Source organism: Streptomyces sp. SID3212 (assembly GCF_009865405.1).
GTDB lineage: Bacteria > Actinomycetota > Actinomycetes > Streptomycetales > Streptomycetaceae > Streptomyces.
Map to the genome: position 1 here is coordinate 1 of NZ_WWJY01000306.1, position 12695 is coordinate 12695.

The following is a 12695-nucleotide window of genomic DNA, read 5'->3' on the forward strand; positions in this document are numbered from 1 at the left end:
CCCCTGGTCCGGTCACCACGCCAGGTCCGGTCGCCGCCCCGGGTCCGGTCCCAGCGGCGGTGCCGCCCGGCGAGGCGCCCGCCCCGGCGCTCGCCTCGACGACAACTGGAGGAAGTGAGTCATGAGGTACCGGTACCGGCCGACGGACAAGTTCAGGAAGACGCTGCTGGGCGGCGGGGCGCTGGTGGTCCTCGCCGGGCTCAACGCCCCCGCCGCGCTCTCCTTCGCGGGGGAGAAGTACCACGCGTACAAGATCTCGCAGCCCGGCTACAAGCAGCGGTACGGCTCCTGGGACCTGCTCGACGTACCGAAGGAGTTCCGTACGAACGCGATCCACGCCGCCCTGCTGCACACCGGCAAGGTGCTGATCATCGCGGGCTCGGGCAACAGCCAGAAGAAGTTCGACAAGGGTTCCTTCGACACCATCCTCTGGAACCCGGCGGACAACAGCTTCCGCAAGATCCCCACCCCCGAGGACTTCTTCTGCTCCGGCCACTCCCAACTGCCCGACGGGCGGCTGCTGGTGGCCGGCGGTACGGCGCGGTACGAAGTGCTCGACGGCGAGGTCGACCGGGCGGGCGGCGGGATGCGGGTCAAGAACGAGAACCCGGACCGGGCCGTCACGTTCAAGAAGGGCACGCGCTTCCGCTCCCCCTCGGGGGTCGAATACGTCAGCAGGTTCGACGTCACCGTGCCCAAGGCGAAACGGCAGTTCAAGATCTCGTACGCGAGCACCGGCCGGATGATGCCCTGGAAGACGAAGGTGACGGCGGGCGAGGCGCGGGTCTTCGTGGAGGCGGCTAAGGCGGGGCCCGAGGCGCTGACGACCGAGGCGGCGCAGTACGAGATCCTCGGCCTCAAGGGCAAGGACGCGGACAACCTGTACGGGCTCGCGCAGAAACTCACCACGGAGAAGCAGGACTTCCAGGGCATCAAGGCGGCGTACGAGTTCGACCCCAGGGCCGAGAAGTACATCCCCGTCAGCCCGATGAAGGAGGCCCGCTGGTACCCGACGCTGGTGACCCTGGACGACGGCAAGGTGCTCGCGGTCTCCGGTCTTGACGACGTCGGAGCCGTACTGACCGGGGACAACGAGATCTACGACCCGGCGACGAAGAAGTGGTCCAAGGGGCCGACCCGCTACTTCCCGACCTATCCCGCGCTGTTCCTCACCAAGGGCGGCAAGCTCTTCTACTCCGGGTCCAACGCCGGCTACGGGCCGGCGCAGAAGGGCCGGCAGCCGGGCGTGTGGGACGTCAGGAAGAACACCTTCACCCGGGTCAACGGACTCACGGACGTCGACCAGACGGAGACGTCGGCCTCGCTGATGCTGCCGCCCGCGCAGGACCAGAAGGTGATGGTCCTGGGCGGCGGCGGGGTCGGCGAGTCGTCGCTGGCGACGGCCCGTACGGCGATCGTGGACCTCAAGCAGGACAACCCCGGCTTCGAGAAGGGCCCCTCGCTGCCGCAGGGCACGCGCTACCTGAGCAGTGTGCTGATGCCGGACGACTCCGTCTTCACGACGGGCGGGTCGTCGGACTACCGGGGCCGGTCGGCCAGCGACATCCACAAGGCTCAGTTCTACGACCCGCCGCGCAACGCGTTCCGGCCGGCCGCCGACCCGACGGTGGGGCGCAACTACCACTCCGAGGCGCTGCTGCTGCCGGACGGCCGGGTGGCCACCTTCGGCTCGGACCCGCTGTTCGACGACGCGGACAACACCAAACTCGGCACGTTCGAGCAGCGGGTGGAGATCTACACGCCGCCGTACCTGCACGGGGGTGGCGGGAAGGACCGCCCGGTGCTGGGTACGGGGCCGGCCGCGCCGGACGCGAACGGCCGGGCGACCTTCGCGACGGCGGACGCGGACCGGATCACCAAGGCGCGCCTGATGCGGCCGAGCGCGGTCACGCACACCACGGACGTGGAGCAGCGCTCGATCGCCCTGGACCTGACGAAGGGCGCGGGCGAGGTGACGGTGGAGGTGCCGAAGGACCCGACGCTGGTGCCGCCGGGCTGGTACATGCTGTTCGTGACGGACGCGGACGGGGTGCCGTCGGAGGCGAAGTGGCTGAAGGTGGGGTGAGCGTCCGGCCGGCTGGGGTGGCGTGCGTACGGAAGCGGGCTCAGCCTTTCGCCCTCCGCGCCAGGCCCAGGGCGTAGTCCGGCCACCACGTGCCGGCCGCCGGGCCGCCCCGGCAGGGGCCGTCCGACTCGCCGGGGCGCTTGATCCACAGGTAGGCGTCGACCAGTTTGTCGCCGGTCCGGGTGGTCGGGGGTGTGCCGAGCGCCCGGCCCGGCGGATTGCACCACGCCTGGGCGCGGTCGCCGGGCAGCGGCCCCTGGCCGTTGCGGCTGGTGTCGACGGTGAAGTGGGCGCCGCCCAGCAGGGCGGAGAGCTGGGCGCCGAAGGCCCGGACCGTGTCGTTCGACTGGAAGTTCGACACATTGAGGGAGAATCCGTCGGCCGCGTTGACGCCGGCCCGCTCCAGGGGGCCCGCGAGCCGGGCCGGGTCGGAGATCCAGGCCGGGTTGCCCGCGTCGAGGTAGACGCGGGTGCGCGGCTGCTGCTTGAACCGGCTGACCGCCTGGGCCAGCAGCGTGTAGCGCTCCTCGTGGTGTTCGGCCGGCGTGCAGCCGTCCGCGAGGTGCGCGATCGCGTCGGGCTCCAGGATCACCACGGCCGGGGTGGTGCCGAGGGCGGTGGCGAAGGAGTGGATCCAGTTCCGGTACGCGGCGGCGTCGGCGGCGCCGCCCGCCGAGTAGAGGCCGCAGTCGCGGTGGGGGATGTTGTACGCGACGAGGACCGGGGTACGGCCGTCGGCGGTGGCGCCCCGCACGGCGTGCTCGACCTGCGGTACGGGGTTGTCGCCGGAGGGCCACACGGCGACCGGCCGGTCGGCGATGCGCCGCAGGGCCTTGGCGTCGGCGGTACGGCCCCGGCGCTCCCACCGGGCGACCTGGCGGGCCGCGTCGCTGTCGGGGTCGACCCAGAACGGCGAGGCGGAGTCCTGGGCGGCCTCGCCGTGACCGACGGAGGAGCCGCCGGGCCGTCGCTGGCCCGCGCCGGGGGACGACGAACACCCACTCAGCGTCAGAGCGAGGACGAGGGTGACGATCGACGTGGTGACAACGGCTGAGCGCGGGCGCGGTCCGTGGCCGGACATCCAGCCCCCTCGGGAGTGGCATGGGCAGGTCCGGCACATCGTGACATAACGGTCAGTCGGTGAGGGGCTGCGACACCGCGAGGGTGATGCCGAGCGGGGTCCGCTCGTACAGCACCTGGTGGCCGTACCGCCGTGAGGTCAGCAGCCCGGATTCCCGCAGCACGGAGAGGTGCGAGGAGACGGAGGAAGGCGCGAGCCCGAGCCGGTGCGCGAGCGCGGTGGTGCCCGCGGGCTCGTCCAGGGCGCACAGCACGTCGGCGCGAGCCCGGCCGAGGAGCCGGGCGAGGACGTCGGGCGTACGGTCGGCGGCCTCGGTCCACAGCCCGCCGATGCCGCGGGCGGGGTAGATGAGGGCGGGCTGCCAGGGCGCCTCGTACCCACTGACGACGCGGGGCCAGCAGAAGACGCTGGGCATGAGGACGAGCCCCTGGCCGCCCAGCACCCGGACGTGGTCGCCGTGGGTCCCGACGATGGTGAGGGTGGCGCCGCCTGATCCGTTGCCCTGGGTGCCCTCGCCCCACTTGAGCTGGGGACTCAGCTCCCCGAGCAGTCGCTCGAAGCCGCTGTCCGCCAATCGCCGCGAGTGGTAGGCCACATCGGCCTCCAGGAGCGCGCGCAGCCGTGGCCACTCGGGCTCGATCAGCGCCCGCCAGGCCCGCTCCAGCAGATCGGCCAACTCCCGTACGGCCCGCGCGGGGTCGGCCAGCATGGCCCGTCCGGCCGGGGTACGGGCGGCGCCGGGGGTGTCGGCGAGGGCGAGCGCGATGTCGTTACGGGCCGCTTCGGGGGAGGTGGCCCGTACGCCCTCGATCTCCTCCTCGAAGGACGCGAGGGCGCCGAGCGGCGCCGGGCAGAGGAAGTCCGGGTTGTGCCCGGCGTCGGGCATCAGCAGGTGCAACGGCCCGAGATCGATCCCGGCGGCGGCGTCCCGTACGCGCCGGAGCCAGGGCAGGTGATACCCGTGCCGCTCGGGCCGCACGAGGGTCCGCACGGCTTCCTGCGTCTCCCAGAGCGGGGACACGGCGAACCGGAAACGAAGCAGATCGCTCTCGCCGAAGTGAAGGTGAAAGGGCATGACCTGACCGGCTCCGGGGTTGTCGGGGCGGCGGAAGATTCGCCCACACCCGAAACTCTACCGGCGCCGGACCGCCGCCCGGCAGTCTGCGCGTATGCCCGAGAAGGACACACCACTTCCCGCCGCGTCCGCGGCTGCCGACGCACCCCCTACCGTGGCCGCCGGGGCGGCCGACGTTGAGGCCCCGGCCCCCGCCCCCGCCCCCGCACTCGCCACCCGCGGCTACCGCCCCGTCTTCGCCGTGCGCGAGTTCCGGTTCGTCTTCGCCGCGCACCTTCTCTCGCTCCTCGGTGTGGTCGTCAGTGAGATCGCGCTCACCGTCCTCGTCTACGACCTCACCGGCTCCCCGTTCCTGAGCGCGCTCACCTTCGCGCTCGGGATGCTGCCGTACCTCTTCGGCGGGATTCTGTTCGCCGGGGTCGCCGACCGGTATCCCGCCCGGCGGACCCTCGTGACCTGCGACCTGGTCTGCGCCGCCTGCGTCGCCGTGATGGTGGTGCCCAGCACCCCCGTCGCCGGACTGCTCGCGCTGCGCTGCGCGGTGGCCGCCGTCTCGCCCGTCTTCACCGGGACCCGGATGGCCGCGCTCACCGACATCCTCGGCGAAGGGGACCTCTACGTCCTCGGCCGCTCCCTCCTGCGGATCGTCTCGCAGAGCGCCCTGCTCGCGGGCTACGGCGTCGGCGGGATCCTCCTCGCCGTCGTCCCGGCGCGCGGGGCGATCGGCATCACCTTCGGGACGTTCCTCTGCTCCGCCGCCCTGCTGCGGTTCGGCACCCGCAAGCGCCCCGCCCGCAGCGGGAAGCAGGGCAACCTCCACCAGGCCGGAGGCCTCATGCGCGAGTCCCTCGCCGGCGCCGGCTTCCTCCTCCGCGACCGCCGCATCCGCGTCCTGCTCCTCCTCTTCTGGATCCCCGCGATGTTCGTCGTCGCCCCCGAAGCCCTCGCCGCCCCCTACGCCGACGCCATCGACGCCGGCCCCGCCGCCCTCGGCCTGATGATGTGCGCCATGCCGATCGGGCACATCTCGGCGGAGCTGTACGTCGGTACGGCCCTCTCCCCGCGCGCCCGCAGCCGCATCGTCCTGCCCGTCGCCGCCCTCGGCCTCGTCCCCCTGCTCGTCTACGCCGCCCGCCCCGGCCTCGGCTGGGCCCTGCCCGCGCTCGCGCTCTCCGGCGTCGGCGCCGCGTACGTCATCGGCCTCGACCAGTGGTTCGTCGCCGCCGTCCCGGAAGAGCGGCGCGGCAGCGCGATGACCCTGCTCACCGCCGGTCTGATGACGATCCAGGGCCTCGGCATGGCACTGGCCGGGGCCGCCGCCGAGTTCCTCCCGGTCCACCACGTCGTCGCCTGGTCCGGCGCCATCGGCACCGTGTGCTGTCTGTTGCTCGTACGGGAAGCACGGAGAACCGCCCCGAAGGCCGACCCGAAGACCGGGGTCGAGGCGACCGAAGTGCGAGACGGGTCCGGCCCCCAAGTGACCACTGGGTAAGGTCGTGGCCGTGTCAAAGCCGCTCAGCCTTCCCTTCGACCCGATCGCCCGCGCCGACGAACTCTGGCAGCAGCGCTGGGGCCCGGTGCCCTCCATGGGCGCGATCACCTCGATCATGCGCGCCCACCAGATCCTGCTCGCCGAGGTCGACGCCGTCGTCAAGCCGTACGGACTGACCTTCGCCCGCTACGAGGCCCTCGTCCTGCTCACCTTCTCCAAGGCCGGCGAACTGCCGATGTCGAAGATCGGCGAGCGGCTCATGGTCCACCCGACGTCCGTCACCAACACCGTGGACCGGCTGGTGAAATCCGGTCTGGTCGACAAACGCCCCAACCCCAACGACGGTCGCGGCACCCTCGCCTCCATCACCGACAAGGGCCGCGAGGTGGTCGAGTCCGCCACCCGCGACCTCATGCGGATGGACTTCGGCCTGGGCGCGTACGACGCCGAGGAATGCGCCGAGATCTTCGCGATGCTGCGCCCGCTGCGGGTCGCTGCCCAGGACTTCGACGAGGAGTAGACGAGGAGTAGACGAGGACCGGGCGGGAAGTACCGGCCCCCGCGAAGATCGCCCGGAACGTGCCGGTTACGCTGAGTGCCATGAAACGAAGCGTGCTGACCCGCTACCGGATCATGGCCTACGTGACCGGTGTGCTGCTGGTCCTGCTGACTCTCGGCGTGATCGCCAAGTACGTGCTGGACATCGACGGCGCCAGCGGCTTCACCAGCGTCGTCGGTATCGCGCACGGCTGGCTCTACATCGTCTACCTGGTCTTCGCCTTCGACCTGGGCGCCAAGGCCAAGTGGCCCGTCAAGCGCCAGATCTGGGTCCTCCTCGCCGGTACGGTCCCGACGGCCGCGTTCTTCGTGGAGCGCAAGGTCACCCGGGAACTGGAGCCCAGGATCACCGAGGAAGCCCCCCTCACGGCGAAGGTGTAATCCCCGCGGCCGATCTGGCGGACCGCTCGATCTTCGCGCGGTAGGCCGTGCGGGCGGCCTCGTCGATCCGCGTCTCGTGTTCGGGGCGCATCCCCGTACGGCCGTCCACGCCTTCGCGCAGGATGTCGGCGTGGCCCGCATGCCGGTTGGTCTCGCCGAGGACGTGGACCAGGACCGCGAACAGGTTCGTGCGGGCATGGGGCTCCGGCCACCACGGCACGTGGCCGGGGGCGTCGAGCGCGAGCGCGTCGATCGTCGCGTCCGAGTGTTCCCACGTGCGCCGGTAGAACTGGATGATCTGATCGCGCGTCTCCTCCCCGGCCGCCCACAGATCACTGCCGTCATGGTCCTGCCACCGGGGCAGCGGTTCCGGGGACGCCCGGCCGAAGACCTCGCCGAAGTACCTGGCCTCGACGCCGGCCACGTGTTTGACCAGGCCGAGGAGGTTGGTCCCGGTCACCGTCAACGGTCGGCGGGCGTCGTATTCGGACAGGCCGTCGAGCTTCCAGAGCAGCGCCTCGCGGTCCCGCCGCAGTCTGCCGCGCAGGCTGTCCTTCGCGAATTCATCGATCATGCGGCATGAGCCTGCCACGGGTTGCCCTTGGCCACCGATGAGTTCTACGCCCTGCGGGAGTCTCATCGGGAGCACTCACGCCACAGCACTCGGCACTACGGCACTACGGCCCCTACGCGAACCGGAGAGATCGACATGTCAACAGAGGCCCGCTCAGTCTCCGCCGACGGCACCGAGATCGCGTTCGAGCAGTCGGGCACCGGGCCCCCCGTCGTCCTGGTGGCCTCGGCGCTCGCCGACCGCTCCGACACCACCAAGCTCGCGGCCCTCCTCGCCGAGCACTTCACGGTGATCAACTACGACCGGCGCGGGCGCGGTGCCAGCGGTGACGCCGACGCCTACACCCCCGACCGCGAGGTCGAGGACATCGCCGCCCTGGTCGCGCACGTCGGCGGTTCGGCCTCGCTGTTCGGCTCGTCCTCCGGAGCGGTCCTCGCCCTGCGGGCCGCCGCCGCCGGAGTGAACGTCGACCGACTGGCCCTGTACGAACCGCCTTTCGTGGTCGCGGAAGGCGACGACGGACCCCCCAAGGATCTCGCACGGCAGATCACCACGCTGCTGGCGGAGGACCGGCACAGCGACGCGGTCACGTACTTCATGACCAGGGTGCAGGGCATGCCCCGCGTCGCCGTGTTCTTCATGAAGCTGATGCCGAAGATGTGGAGGAACCTCACCGGCCTGGCCCGCACCCTGCCCTACGACATCGCGGTCATGGGCGACACCCAGCAGGGCCGACCGCTCGACCCGGCGGAGTGGAAGGGCGTGGCCGTACGCACCCTGGTCCTCACCGGCGGCAAGAGCCCGGCCGCCTTCCAGCGTGCCGCCCGCGCCCTCACCGAGATCCTGCCGCAGGCCGACCACCGCACCCTGCCCGGCCTCAACCACGGCGCCGTCGTGATGGCGCCGAAGAAAATCGCCCCCCAGATCACCGAGTTCCTCAAGGGATGAGCCTGTCGTCCGAGAGGACGGCCGATGACTCGTGCAGGCCGAGGCCGGTGCGGCTGCGGGCGTTGGCTTCGGAGACGCGGGCGCTGAGAAGTTCGGCCGGGGTGAGGGGGCGGACCCGGTTCGGGTCGGCGTCCCATTCCCGGCCGCCGCCGAGGGGGCGGAGCTGGAGGTACGGTCCCACTCCGCCCATGACCACGCCGACCCGGTCGCGGGCGGGGTCATGGACGGTGTCGCCGACGGCCGGGGGGCCGTCTGTCACCGGCCGGTGCCCTTGACGATCACGGCGGCGAGAGCCAGCGCGACGGGGGCGGAGCAGACGCCCAAGTAGACGAGGGCGTAGCGGGTGGCCCGGCCGGCGTCGTCGTCCGTGTCACCTTCCGTCTCCGGCCAAGGGGTACGTACATCCATCGCGGGCAGTTGGATCCCGGCCGCCGTCAGCGCTTCGGCGAGCGCGTCCCTCGCGTCAACCGCCTCCTGAATCTTGGCCGTTCCGACCAGGCCCTCCGGCGGTACGAGAACGCTGTGTGCGGGGGCGGGAGTTGCTCCCGGTGTACGGCGGGGGAGCGGCGAGTGGGGAGGCTGCGGCGTCATGGGGGGCCTTCCTTCGGCTGTTTCTGCGCGGAATCTCCGCCCCGTTCGCGAGTCGCGTATTACTGTGCGTGAGGGGCGTGTTACGAGAATGCGCCACCGGGGGAGCGAGCCCCGCTGTGCGCGGGTGCTGCTTCTCTCGCATCCGAAGCACGTTCCACACCTTCCACGGAGGGCAGCGCCATGCCGACGAGACGAGTGGTCACCGGCCGCAGCAGGGAACCCCGCGCACGGTTCGCGGAAGAACTGCGCTCCTTGCGCACCCAGCGCGGCGACAGCCTGCGGCAGCTCGGCGAACGGCTCGGCTGGGACTGGTCGTTGTTCGGCAAGATGGAGAAGGGCGAGACGGTGGGCGGCCCGGAGGTTGTCCAAGCGCTTGATACGTATTACGGGACGCCTGGGTTGCTGCTGGCTCTGTGGGAACTGGCCGTCGGCGACAAGACGCAGTTCAGGGAGCGATATCGGCGATACATGGCCCTGGAGGCCGAGGCGACGAGCCTGTGGCACTACGGAGTGAGTGTCCTGCCAGGCCTGTTGCAGACGCCGGCCGACGCGCGAGCGCTTCTCGCGGCCGGTGGCCTCAAGGGTGAGGAACTGGGCCAGCAGGTCGGGCGCGGATGAGTCGGCGAGAGCTGCTGGCGGGCGACGACGCACCACCGTTCCGCACGATCCTGTCGGAGGCGGTGCTGCGGACGCCGTTGCGCGACGCGGGTGAGTGGCGGGCGCAGTTGGAGTACCTGCGGGACGCGGGGGAGCGGGGCGAAGTGACGGTGCAGGTGTTGCCGTTCAGTGCGGGGCCGCACGGGCTCTCGAACGCTGACGTGATGTTTCTTCGGCTCCTTGATGGGCGTACCGTGGCTTACGCAGAGAACGAAGTCCGGGGCGATCTGATCGAGGAAACCGCACCGGTTGAACGGTTGCAGCTCACGTACGATTCTGTGCGCGACCTGGCGCTGTCCCCTGCTGAGTCGCGGAAGTTCATCCTGCCCCTTCTGGAGGAAGTACCGTGCGATCCCTCGACCTGACCGCTGTGACTTGGCGCAAAAGCTCTTACAGCAACACGGATGGCGGCCAGTGCCTTGAGGTTGCCGACGACTTCGCCGCGATCGTCCCCGTCCGGGACAGCAAGAATCCGCACGGCCCCATGCTCACCTTTCCGGCCGACGGCTGGTCGTCCTTCGTGACGGCCGTGAAGAACGGCGCGCTGAGCGTCTGAGACGCCAGTTGTACGAGACGGGCCCCGCAGATCGGTCGTGCTGGTCTGCGGGGGCTAGTTCATGCTGTGCATTCTGGAGGACGTGTCTTGAGCGTTACCAGGTGGCGTAAGAGCAGCTACAGCAATCAGGATGGCGGCGCCTGCGTCGAGATCTCAGAGGCGCCCATCGGCCTGAGCGCCAGCACGTGGCGTAAGAGCAGTCACAGCAACTCGGACGGCGGCGCTTGCGTCGAGGTCGCCGACAGCTTCGTCGCGGTCGTTCCCGTCCGGGACAGCAAGAACCCGCACGGTCCCGTGCTCGCCTTCCCGGTCGACGGCTGGTCGTCGTTCGTTTCGGCCGTGAAGAATGGTGCGCTGGGCGTCTGAGACGTCGGTTGTACGAGACGCCCTCGCGGGCCGGTCGTGCTGGTCGCGGGGGCGCGCATTCTGGAGGATGTGCATGATCGCTCCCACGTGGCGTAAGAGCTCTTACAGCAATCAGGACGGGGGCGAGTGCGTCGAGGTCTCCGATGACTTCGTCGCCGTCGTCCCCGTCCGGGACAGCAAGAATCCGCACGGCCCCATGCTCACCTTTCCGGCCGACGGCTGGTCGTCCTTCGTGACGGCCGTGAAGAACGGCGCGCTGGGCGTCTGAGACGACCGCCATGCGACCACTCCGTGCCTCTCCCATCGACATTTACTTGGACGTCCTAGTAAATTGGAGCGCATGGAAGGCAAGGAGGGTGAAGGTATGGACGCTCACGCCGTCGAAGAAGGCCGCCGTCGCTGGCAGGAACGGTACGACAAGGCTCGCAAGCGCGACGCGGACTTCACCACGCTGTCCGGGGACGTGGTGGAGCCGGTGTACGGGCCCCGGCCCGGGGACACGTACGAGGGCTTCGAGCGGATCGGGTGGCCGGGGGAGTACCCGTTCACGCGCGGGCTGCACCCGACCGGGTACCGGGGCCGGACGTGGACGATCCGCCAGTTCGCCGGCTTCGGGAACGCCCTCCAGACGAACGAGCGCTACAAGACCATCCTCGCCAACGGCGGCGGCGGGCTCTCCGTGGCCTTCGACATGCCGACCCTGATGGGGCGGGACTCCGACGACCCCCGTGCCCTGGGCGAGGTCGGCCACTGCGGCGTGGCCATCGACTCCGCCGCCGACATGGAGATCCTCTTCGGGGACATCCCGCTCGGTGACGTCACGACGTCGATGACGATCAGCGGCCCGGCCGTCCCCGTCTTCTGCATGTACCTCGTCGCGGCGGAGCGCCAGGGCGTCGACCCGGCCGTCCTGAACGGCACGCTCCAGACCGACATCTTCAAGGAGTACATCGCCCAGAAGGAGTGGCTCTTCCAGCCCGAGCCCCACCTCCGCCTGATCGGCGACCTCATGGAGCACTGCGCGAGCTCCATCCCCGCATACAAGCCGCTCTCGGTCTCCGGCTACCACATCCGCGAGGCGGGGGCGACGGCCGCGCAGGAGCTGGCGTACACGCTGGCCGACGGCTTCGGTTACGTGGAGCTGGGCCTGAGCCGGGGCCTGGACGTGGACGCCTTCGCCTCCGGGCTGTCGTTCTTCTTCGACGCGCACCTCGACTTCTTCGAGGAGATCGCGAAGTTCCGCGCGGCCCGGCGGATCTGGGCGCGCTGGATGAAGGAGGAGTACGGCGCCAGGACGGACAAGGCGCAGTGGCTCCGCTTCCACACCCAGACGGCCGGTGTCTCGCTCACCGCGCAGCAGCCGTACAACAACGTCGTACGGACGGCGGTGGAGGCCCTTTCGGCCATTCTGGGCGGGACCAACTCCCTCCACACGAACGCGCTCGACGAGACCCTCGCCCTGCCCAGCGAACAGGCCGCCGAGATCGCGCTGCGGACACAGCAGGTGCTCATGGAGGAGACCGGCGTCGCCAACGTGGCGGACCCGCTCGGCGGCTCCTGGTTCGTGGAGCAGCTGACCGACCGGATCGAGGCGGAGGCCGAGAAGATCTTCGAGCAGATCAAGGAACGCGGGCTGCGGGCCCACCCCGACGGGCAGCACCCGATCGGCCCCATGACCTCGGGAATTCTGCGGGGCATAGAGGACGGGTGGTTCACGGGCGAGATCGCCGAGTCGGCGTTCCAGTACCAGCGGTCCCTGGAGAAGGGCGACAAGCGGGTCGTCGGCGTCAACGTGCTGCACGGGTCGGTCACCGGTGACCTGGAGATCCTGCGGGTCAGCCACGAGGTCGAGCGGGACCAGGTCAAGGTGCTGGGCGAGCGCCGGGCCGCGCGGGACGACGCGCGGGTCACCACCGCCCTGGAGGCCATGCTGACGGCCGCCCGCGACGGCTCGAACATGATCGCGCCGATGCTGGAGGCCGTACGGGCGGAGGCGACGCTCGGCGAGATCTGCGGGGTCCTGCGGGACGAGTGGGGCACGTACACGGAACCGCCCGGGTTCTGAGTCGGGGTTCCGACGACGCGGGCTCTCTTCCCCCGGACCGGCTGTACAGGTCCGGGGGATGTTCTTTGGCGTTTAGCTCTGAGTGAGAGCTAAAATCGGTGGTATGACCACAGAGATGCCTCAGGAGGCCGGTGAGGGCACCGACCACGCCGACGCCCTCGCGGACGCGCTCGCCGGGGTCCAGCGGCTCGTCCGGCGGCGGCTGCGGCGCGAGCTGGACGTCACGCCGATGCGCGGCGCGCAGATCGAGCTGCTGCGCCTGGTC

Annotated in this window: 14 protein-coding genes and 2 pseudogenes; 11 read left to right on the forward strand and 5 right to left on the reverse strand. The window is 70.5% G+C overall.

Annotation, left to right across the window (positions count from 1 at the left end):
- Nucleotides 1-121: 121 nt before the first annotated feature.
- Nucleotides 122-2086, forward strand: a complete 1965-nt coding sequence (locus tag GT042_RS09355) for a galactose oxidase-like domain-containing protein (RefSeq protein ID WP_161308240.1) — start codon at nucleotides 122-124, stop codon at nucleotides 2084-2086.
- Nucleotides 2087-2126: 40 nt separating this feature from the next.
- Here the strand turns inward: GT042_RS09355 and GT042_RS09360 are convergent, their stop codons facing one another.
- Nucleotides 2127-3167, reverse strand: coding sequence for a glycoside hydrolase family 6 protein (locus GT042_RS09360; protein ID WP_161308241.1), 1041 nt, complete (start codon nucleotides 3165-3167; stop codon nucleotides 2127-2129).
- A gap of 52 nt (nucleotides 3168-3219) precedes the next feature.
- Nucleotides 3220-4242 (reverse strand): DUF5937 family protein, encoded by a 1023-nt coding sequence (locus GT042_RS09365; RefSeq protein ID WP_161308242.1) that lies wholly within the window; start codon nucleotides 4240-4242, stop codon nucleotides 3220-3222.
- A 94-nt stretch (nucleotides 4243-4336) separates the two neighbouring features.
- Here GT042_RS09365 and GT042_RS09370 point away from each other — a divergent pair, with 94 nt between their 5' ends.
- The 3 genes from GT042_RS09370 (at nucleotide 4337) to GT042_RS09380 (ending at nucleotide 6673) form a co-directional block, all read left to right on the forward strand.
- Nucleotides 4337-5734: an MFS transporter gene (locus GT042_RS09370; RefSeq protein ID WP_161308243.1), complete on the forward strand. Its 1398-nt coding sequence runs from the start codon at nucleotides 4337-4339 to the stop codon at nucleotides 5732-5734.
- A 10-nt stretch (nucleotides 5735-5744) separates the two neighbouring features.
- Complete coding sequence (locus GT042_RS09375) at nucleotides 5745-6254, forward strand: MarR family transcriptional regulator (protein ID WP_161308244.1); 510 nt, start codon at nucleotides 5745-5747, stop codon at nucleotides 6252-6254.
- Between the two features lie 80 nt (nucleotides 6255-6334).
- Nucleotides 6335-6673, forward strand: a complete 339-nt coding sequence (locus GT042_RS09380; RefSeq protein ID WP_161308245.1) for a DUF3817 domain-containing protein — start codon at nucleotides 6335-6337, stop codon at nucleotides 6671-6673.
- Here GT042_RS09380 and GT042_RS09385 read toward each other — a convergent pair.
- Nucleotides 6657-7247, reverse strand: a complete 591-nt coding sequence (locus tag GT042_RS09385; protein WP_161308246.1) for a DinB family protein — start codon at nucleotides 7245-7247, stop codon at nucleotides 6657-6659. The genes GT042_RS09380 and GT042_RS09385 overlap by 17 nt on opposite strands.
- A 135-nt stretch (nucleotides 7248-7382) precedes the next feature.
- On the opposite strand from GT042_RS09385, the gene GT042_RS09390 reads away from it, so the two are divergent.
- Nucleotides 7383-8195 carry an alpha/beta hydrolase gene (locus GT042_RS09390; RefSeq protein WP_161308247.1) on the forward strand — a complete coding sequence of 271 codons (813 nt, stop codon included), beginning with the start codon at nucleotides 7383-7385 and terminating at the stop codon, nucleotides 8193-8195.
- Here GT042_RS09390 and GT042_RS09395 read toward each other — a convergent pair.
- Together GT042_RS09395 and GT042_RS09400 are read right to left on the reverse strand one after the other, a co-directional pair.
- Nucleotides 8185-8385, reverse strand: a complete 201-nt coding sequence (locus GT042_RS09395; protein WP_202532563.1) for a hypothetical protein — start codon at nucleotides 8383-8385, stop codon at nucleotides 8185-8187. The genes GT042_RS09390 and GT042_RS09395 overlap by 11 nt on opposite strands.
- A gap of 65 nt (nucleotides 8386-8450) precedes the next feature.
- Nucleotides 8451-8786 (reverse strand): hypothetical protein, encoded by a 336-nt coding sequence (locus tag GT042_RS09400; protein WP_161308249.1) that lies wholly within the window; start codon nucleotides 8784-8786, stop codon nucleotides 8451-8453.
- Between the two features lie 180 nt (nucleotides 8787-8966).
- On the opposite strand from GT042_RS09400, the pseudogene GT042_RS09405 reads away from it, so the two are divergent.
- The 6 genes and pseudogenes from GT042_RS09405 to GT042_RS09430 all read left to right on the forward strand — a co-directional run.
- Nucleotides 8967-9808: pseudogene (locus GT042_RS09405) on the forward strand (helix-turn-helix transcriptional regulator).
- On the forward strand, nucleotides 9790-9999 hold the full coding sequence (locus GT042_RS09410) for a DUF397 domain-containing protein (protein ID WP_161308250.1): 210 nt from the start codon (nucleotides 9790-9792) through the stop codon (nucleotides 9997-9999). The pseudogene GT042_RS09405 and the gene GT042_RS09410 overlap by 19 nt, the downstream one beginning before the upstream one ends.
- An 87-nt stretch (nucleotides 10000-10086) precedes the next feature.
- Nucleotides 10087-10365: a DUF397 domain-containing protein gene (locus GT042_RS09415; protein ID WP_161308251.1), complete on the forward strand. Its 279-nt coding sequence runs from the start codon at nucleotides 10087-10089 to the stop codon at nucleotides 10363-10365.
- 67 nt (nucleotides 10366-10432) lie between these two features.
- On the forward strand, nucleotides 10433-10633 hold the full coding sequence (locus GT042_RS09420; RefSeq protein WP_161308252.1) for a DUF397 domain-containing protein: 201 nt from the start codon (nucleotides 10433-10435) through the stop codon (nucleotides 10631-10633).
- Between the two features lie 96 nt (nucleotides 10634-10729).
- Nucleotides 10730-12430 carry a methylmalonyl-CoA mutase family protein gene (locus GT042_RS09425; RefSeq protein WP_161308253.1) on the forward strand — a complete coding sequence of 567 codons (1701 nt, stop codon included), beginning with the start codon at nucleotides 10730-10732 and terminating at the stop codon, nucleotides 12428-12430.
- 115 nt (nucleotides 12431-12545) lie between these two features.
- Nucleotides 12546-12695, forward strand: a pseudogene (locus tag GT042_RS09430) (MarR family transcriptional regulator); the annotation flags it as partial.

What these genes read in the sequence shown, in the direction of transcription:
- GT042_RS09360 (WP_161308241.1), bottom strand. Translation starts at nt 3,167, where the DNA reads ATGTCCGGCCACGGACCGCGCCCGCGCTCAGCCGTTGTCACCACGTCG.
- GT042_RS09385 (WP_161308246.1), bottom strand. Translation starts at nt 7,247, where the DNA reads ATGATCGATGAATTCGCGAAGGACAGCCTGCGCGGCAGACTGCGGCGG.
- GT042_RS09390 (WP_161308247.1), top strand. Translation starts at nt 7,383, where the DNA reads ATGTCAACAGAGGCCCGCTCAGTCTCCGCCGACGGCACCGAGATCGCG.
- GT042_RS09400 (WP_161308249.1), bottom strand. Translation starts at nt 8,786, where the DNA reads ATGACGCCGCAGCCTCCCCACTCGCCGCTCCCCCGCCGTACACCGGGA.
- GT042_RS09420 (WP_161308252.1), top strand. Translation starts at nt 10,433, where the DNA reads ATGTGCATGATCGCTCCCACGTGGCGTAAGAGCTCTTACAGCAATCAG.
- GT042_RS09380 (WP_161308245.1), top strand. Translation starts at nt 6,335, where the DNA reads ATGAAACGAAGCGTGCTGACCCGCTACCGGATCATGGCCTACGTGACC.
- GT042_RS09370 (WP_161308243.1), top strand. Translation starts at nt 4,337, where the DNA reads ATGCCCGAGAAGGACACACCACTTCCCGCCGCGTCCGCGGCTGCCGAC.
- GT042_RS09395 (WP_202532563.1), bottom strand. Translation starts at nt 8,385, where the DNA reads ATGGGCGGAGTGGGACCGTACCTCCAGCTCCGCCCCCTCGGCGGCGGC.
- GT042_RS09365 (WP_161308242.1), bottom strand. Translation starts at nt 4,242, where the DNA reads ATGCCCTTTCACCTTCACTTCGGCGAGAGCGATCTGCTTCGTTTCCGG.
- GT042_RS09425 (WP_161308253.1), top strand. Translation starts at nt 10,730, where the DNA reads ATGGACGCTCACGCCGTCGAAGAAGGCCGCCGTCGCTGGCAGGAACGG.
- GT042_RS09355 (WP_161308240.1), top strand. Translation starts at nt 122, where the DNA reads ATGAGGTACCGGTACCGGCCGACGGACAAGTTCAGGAAGACGCTGCTG.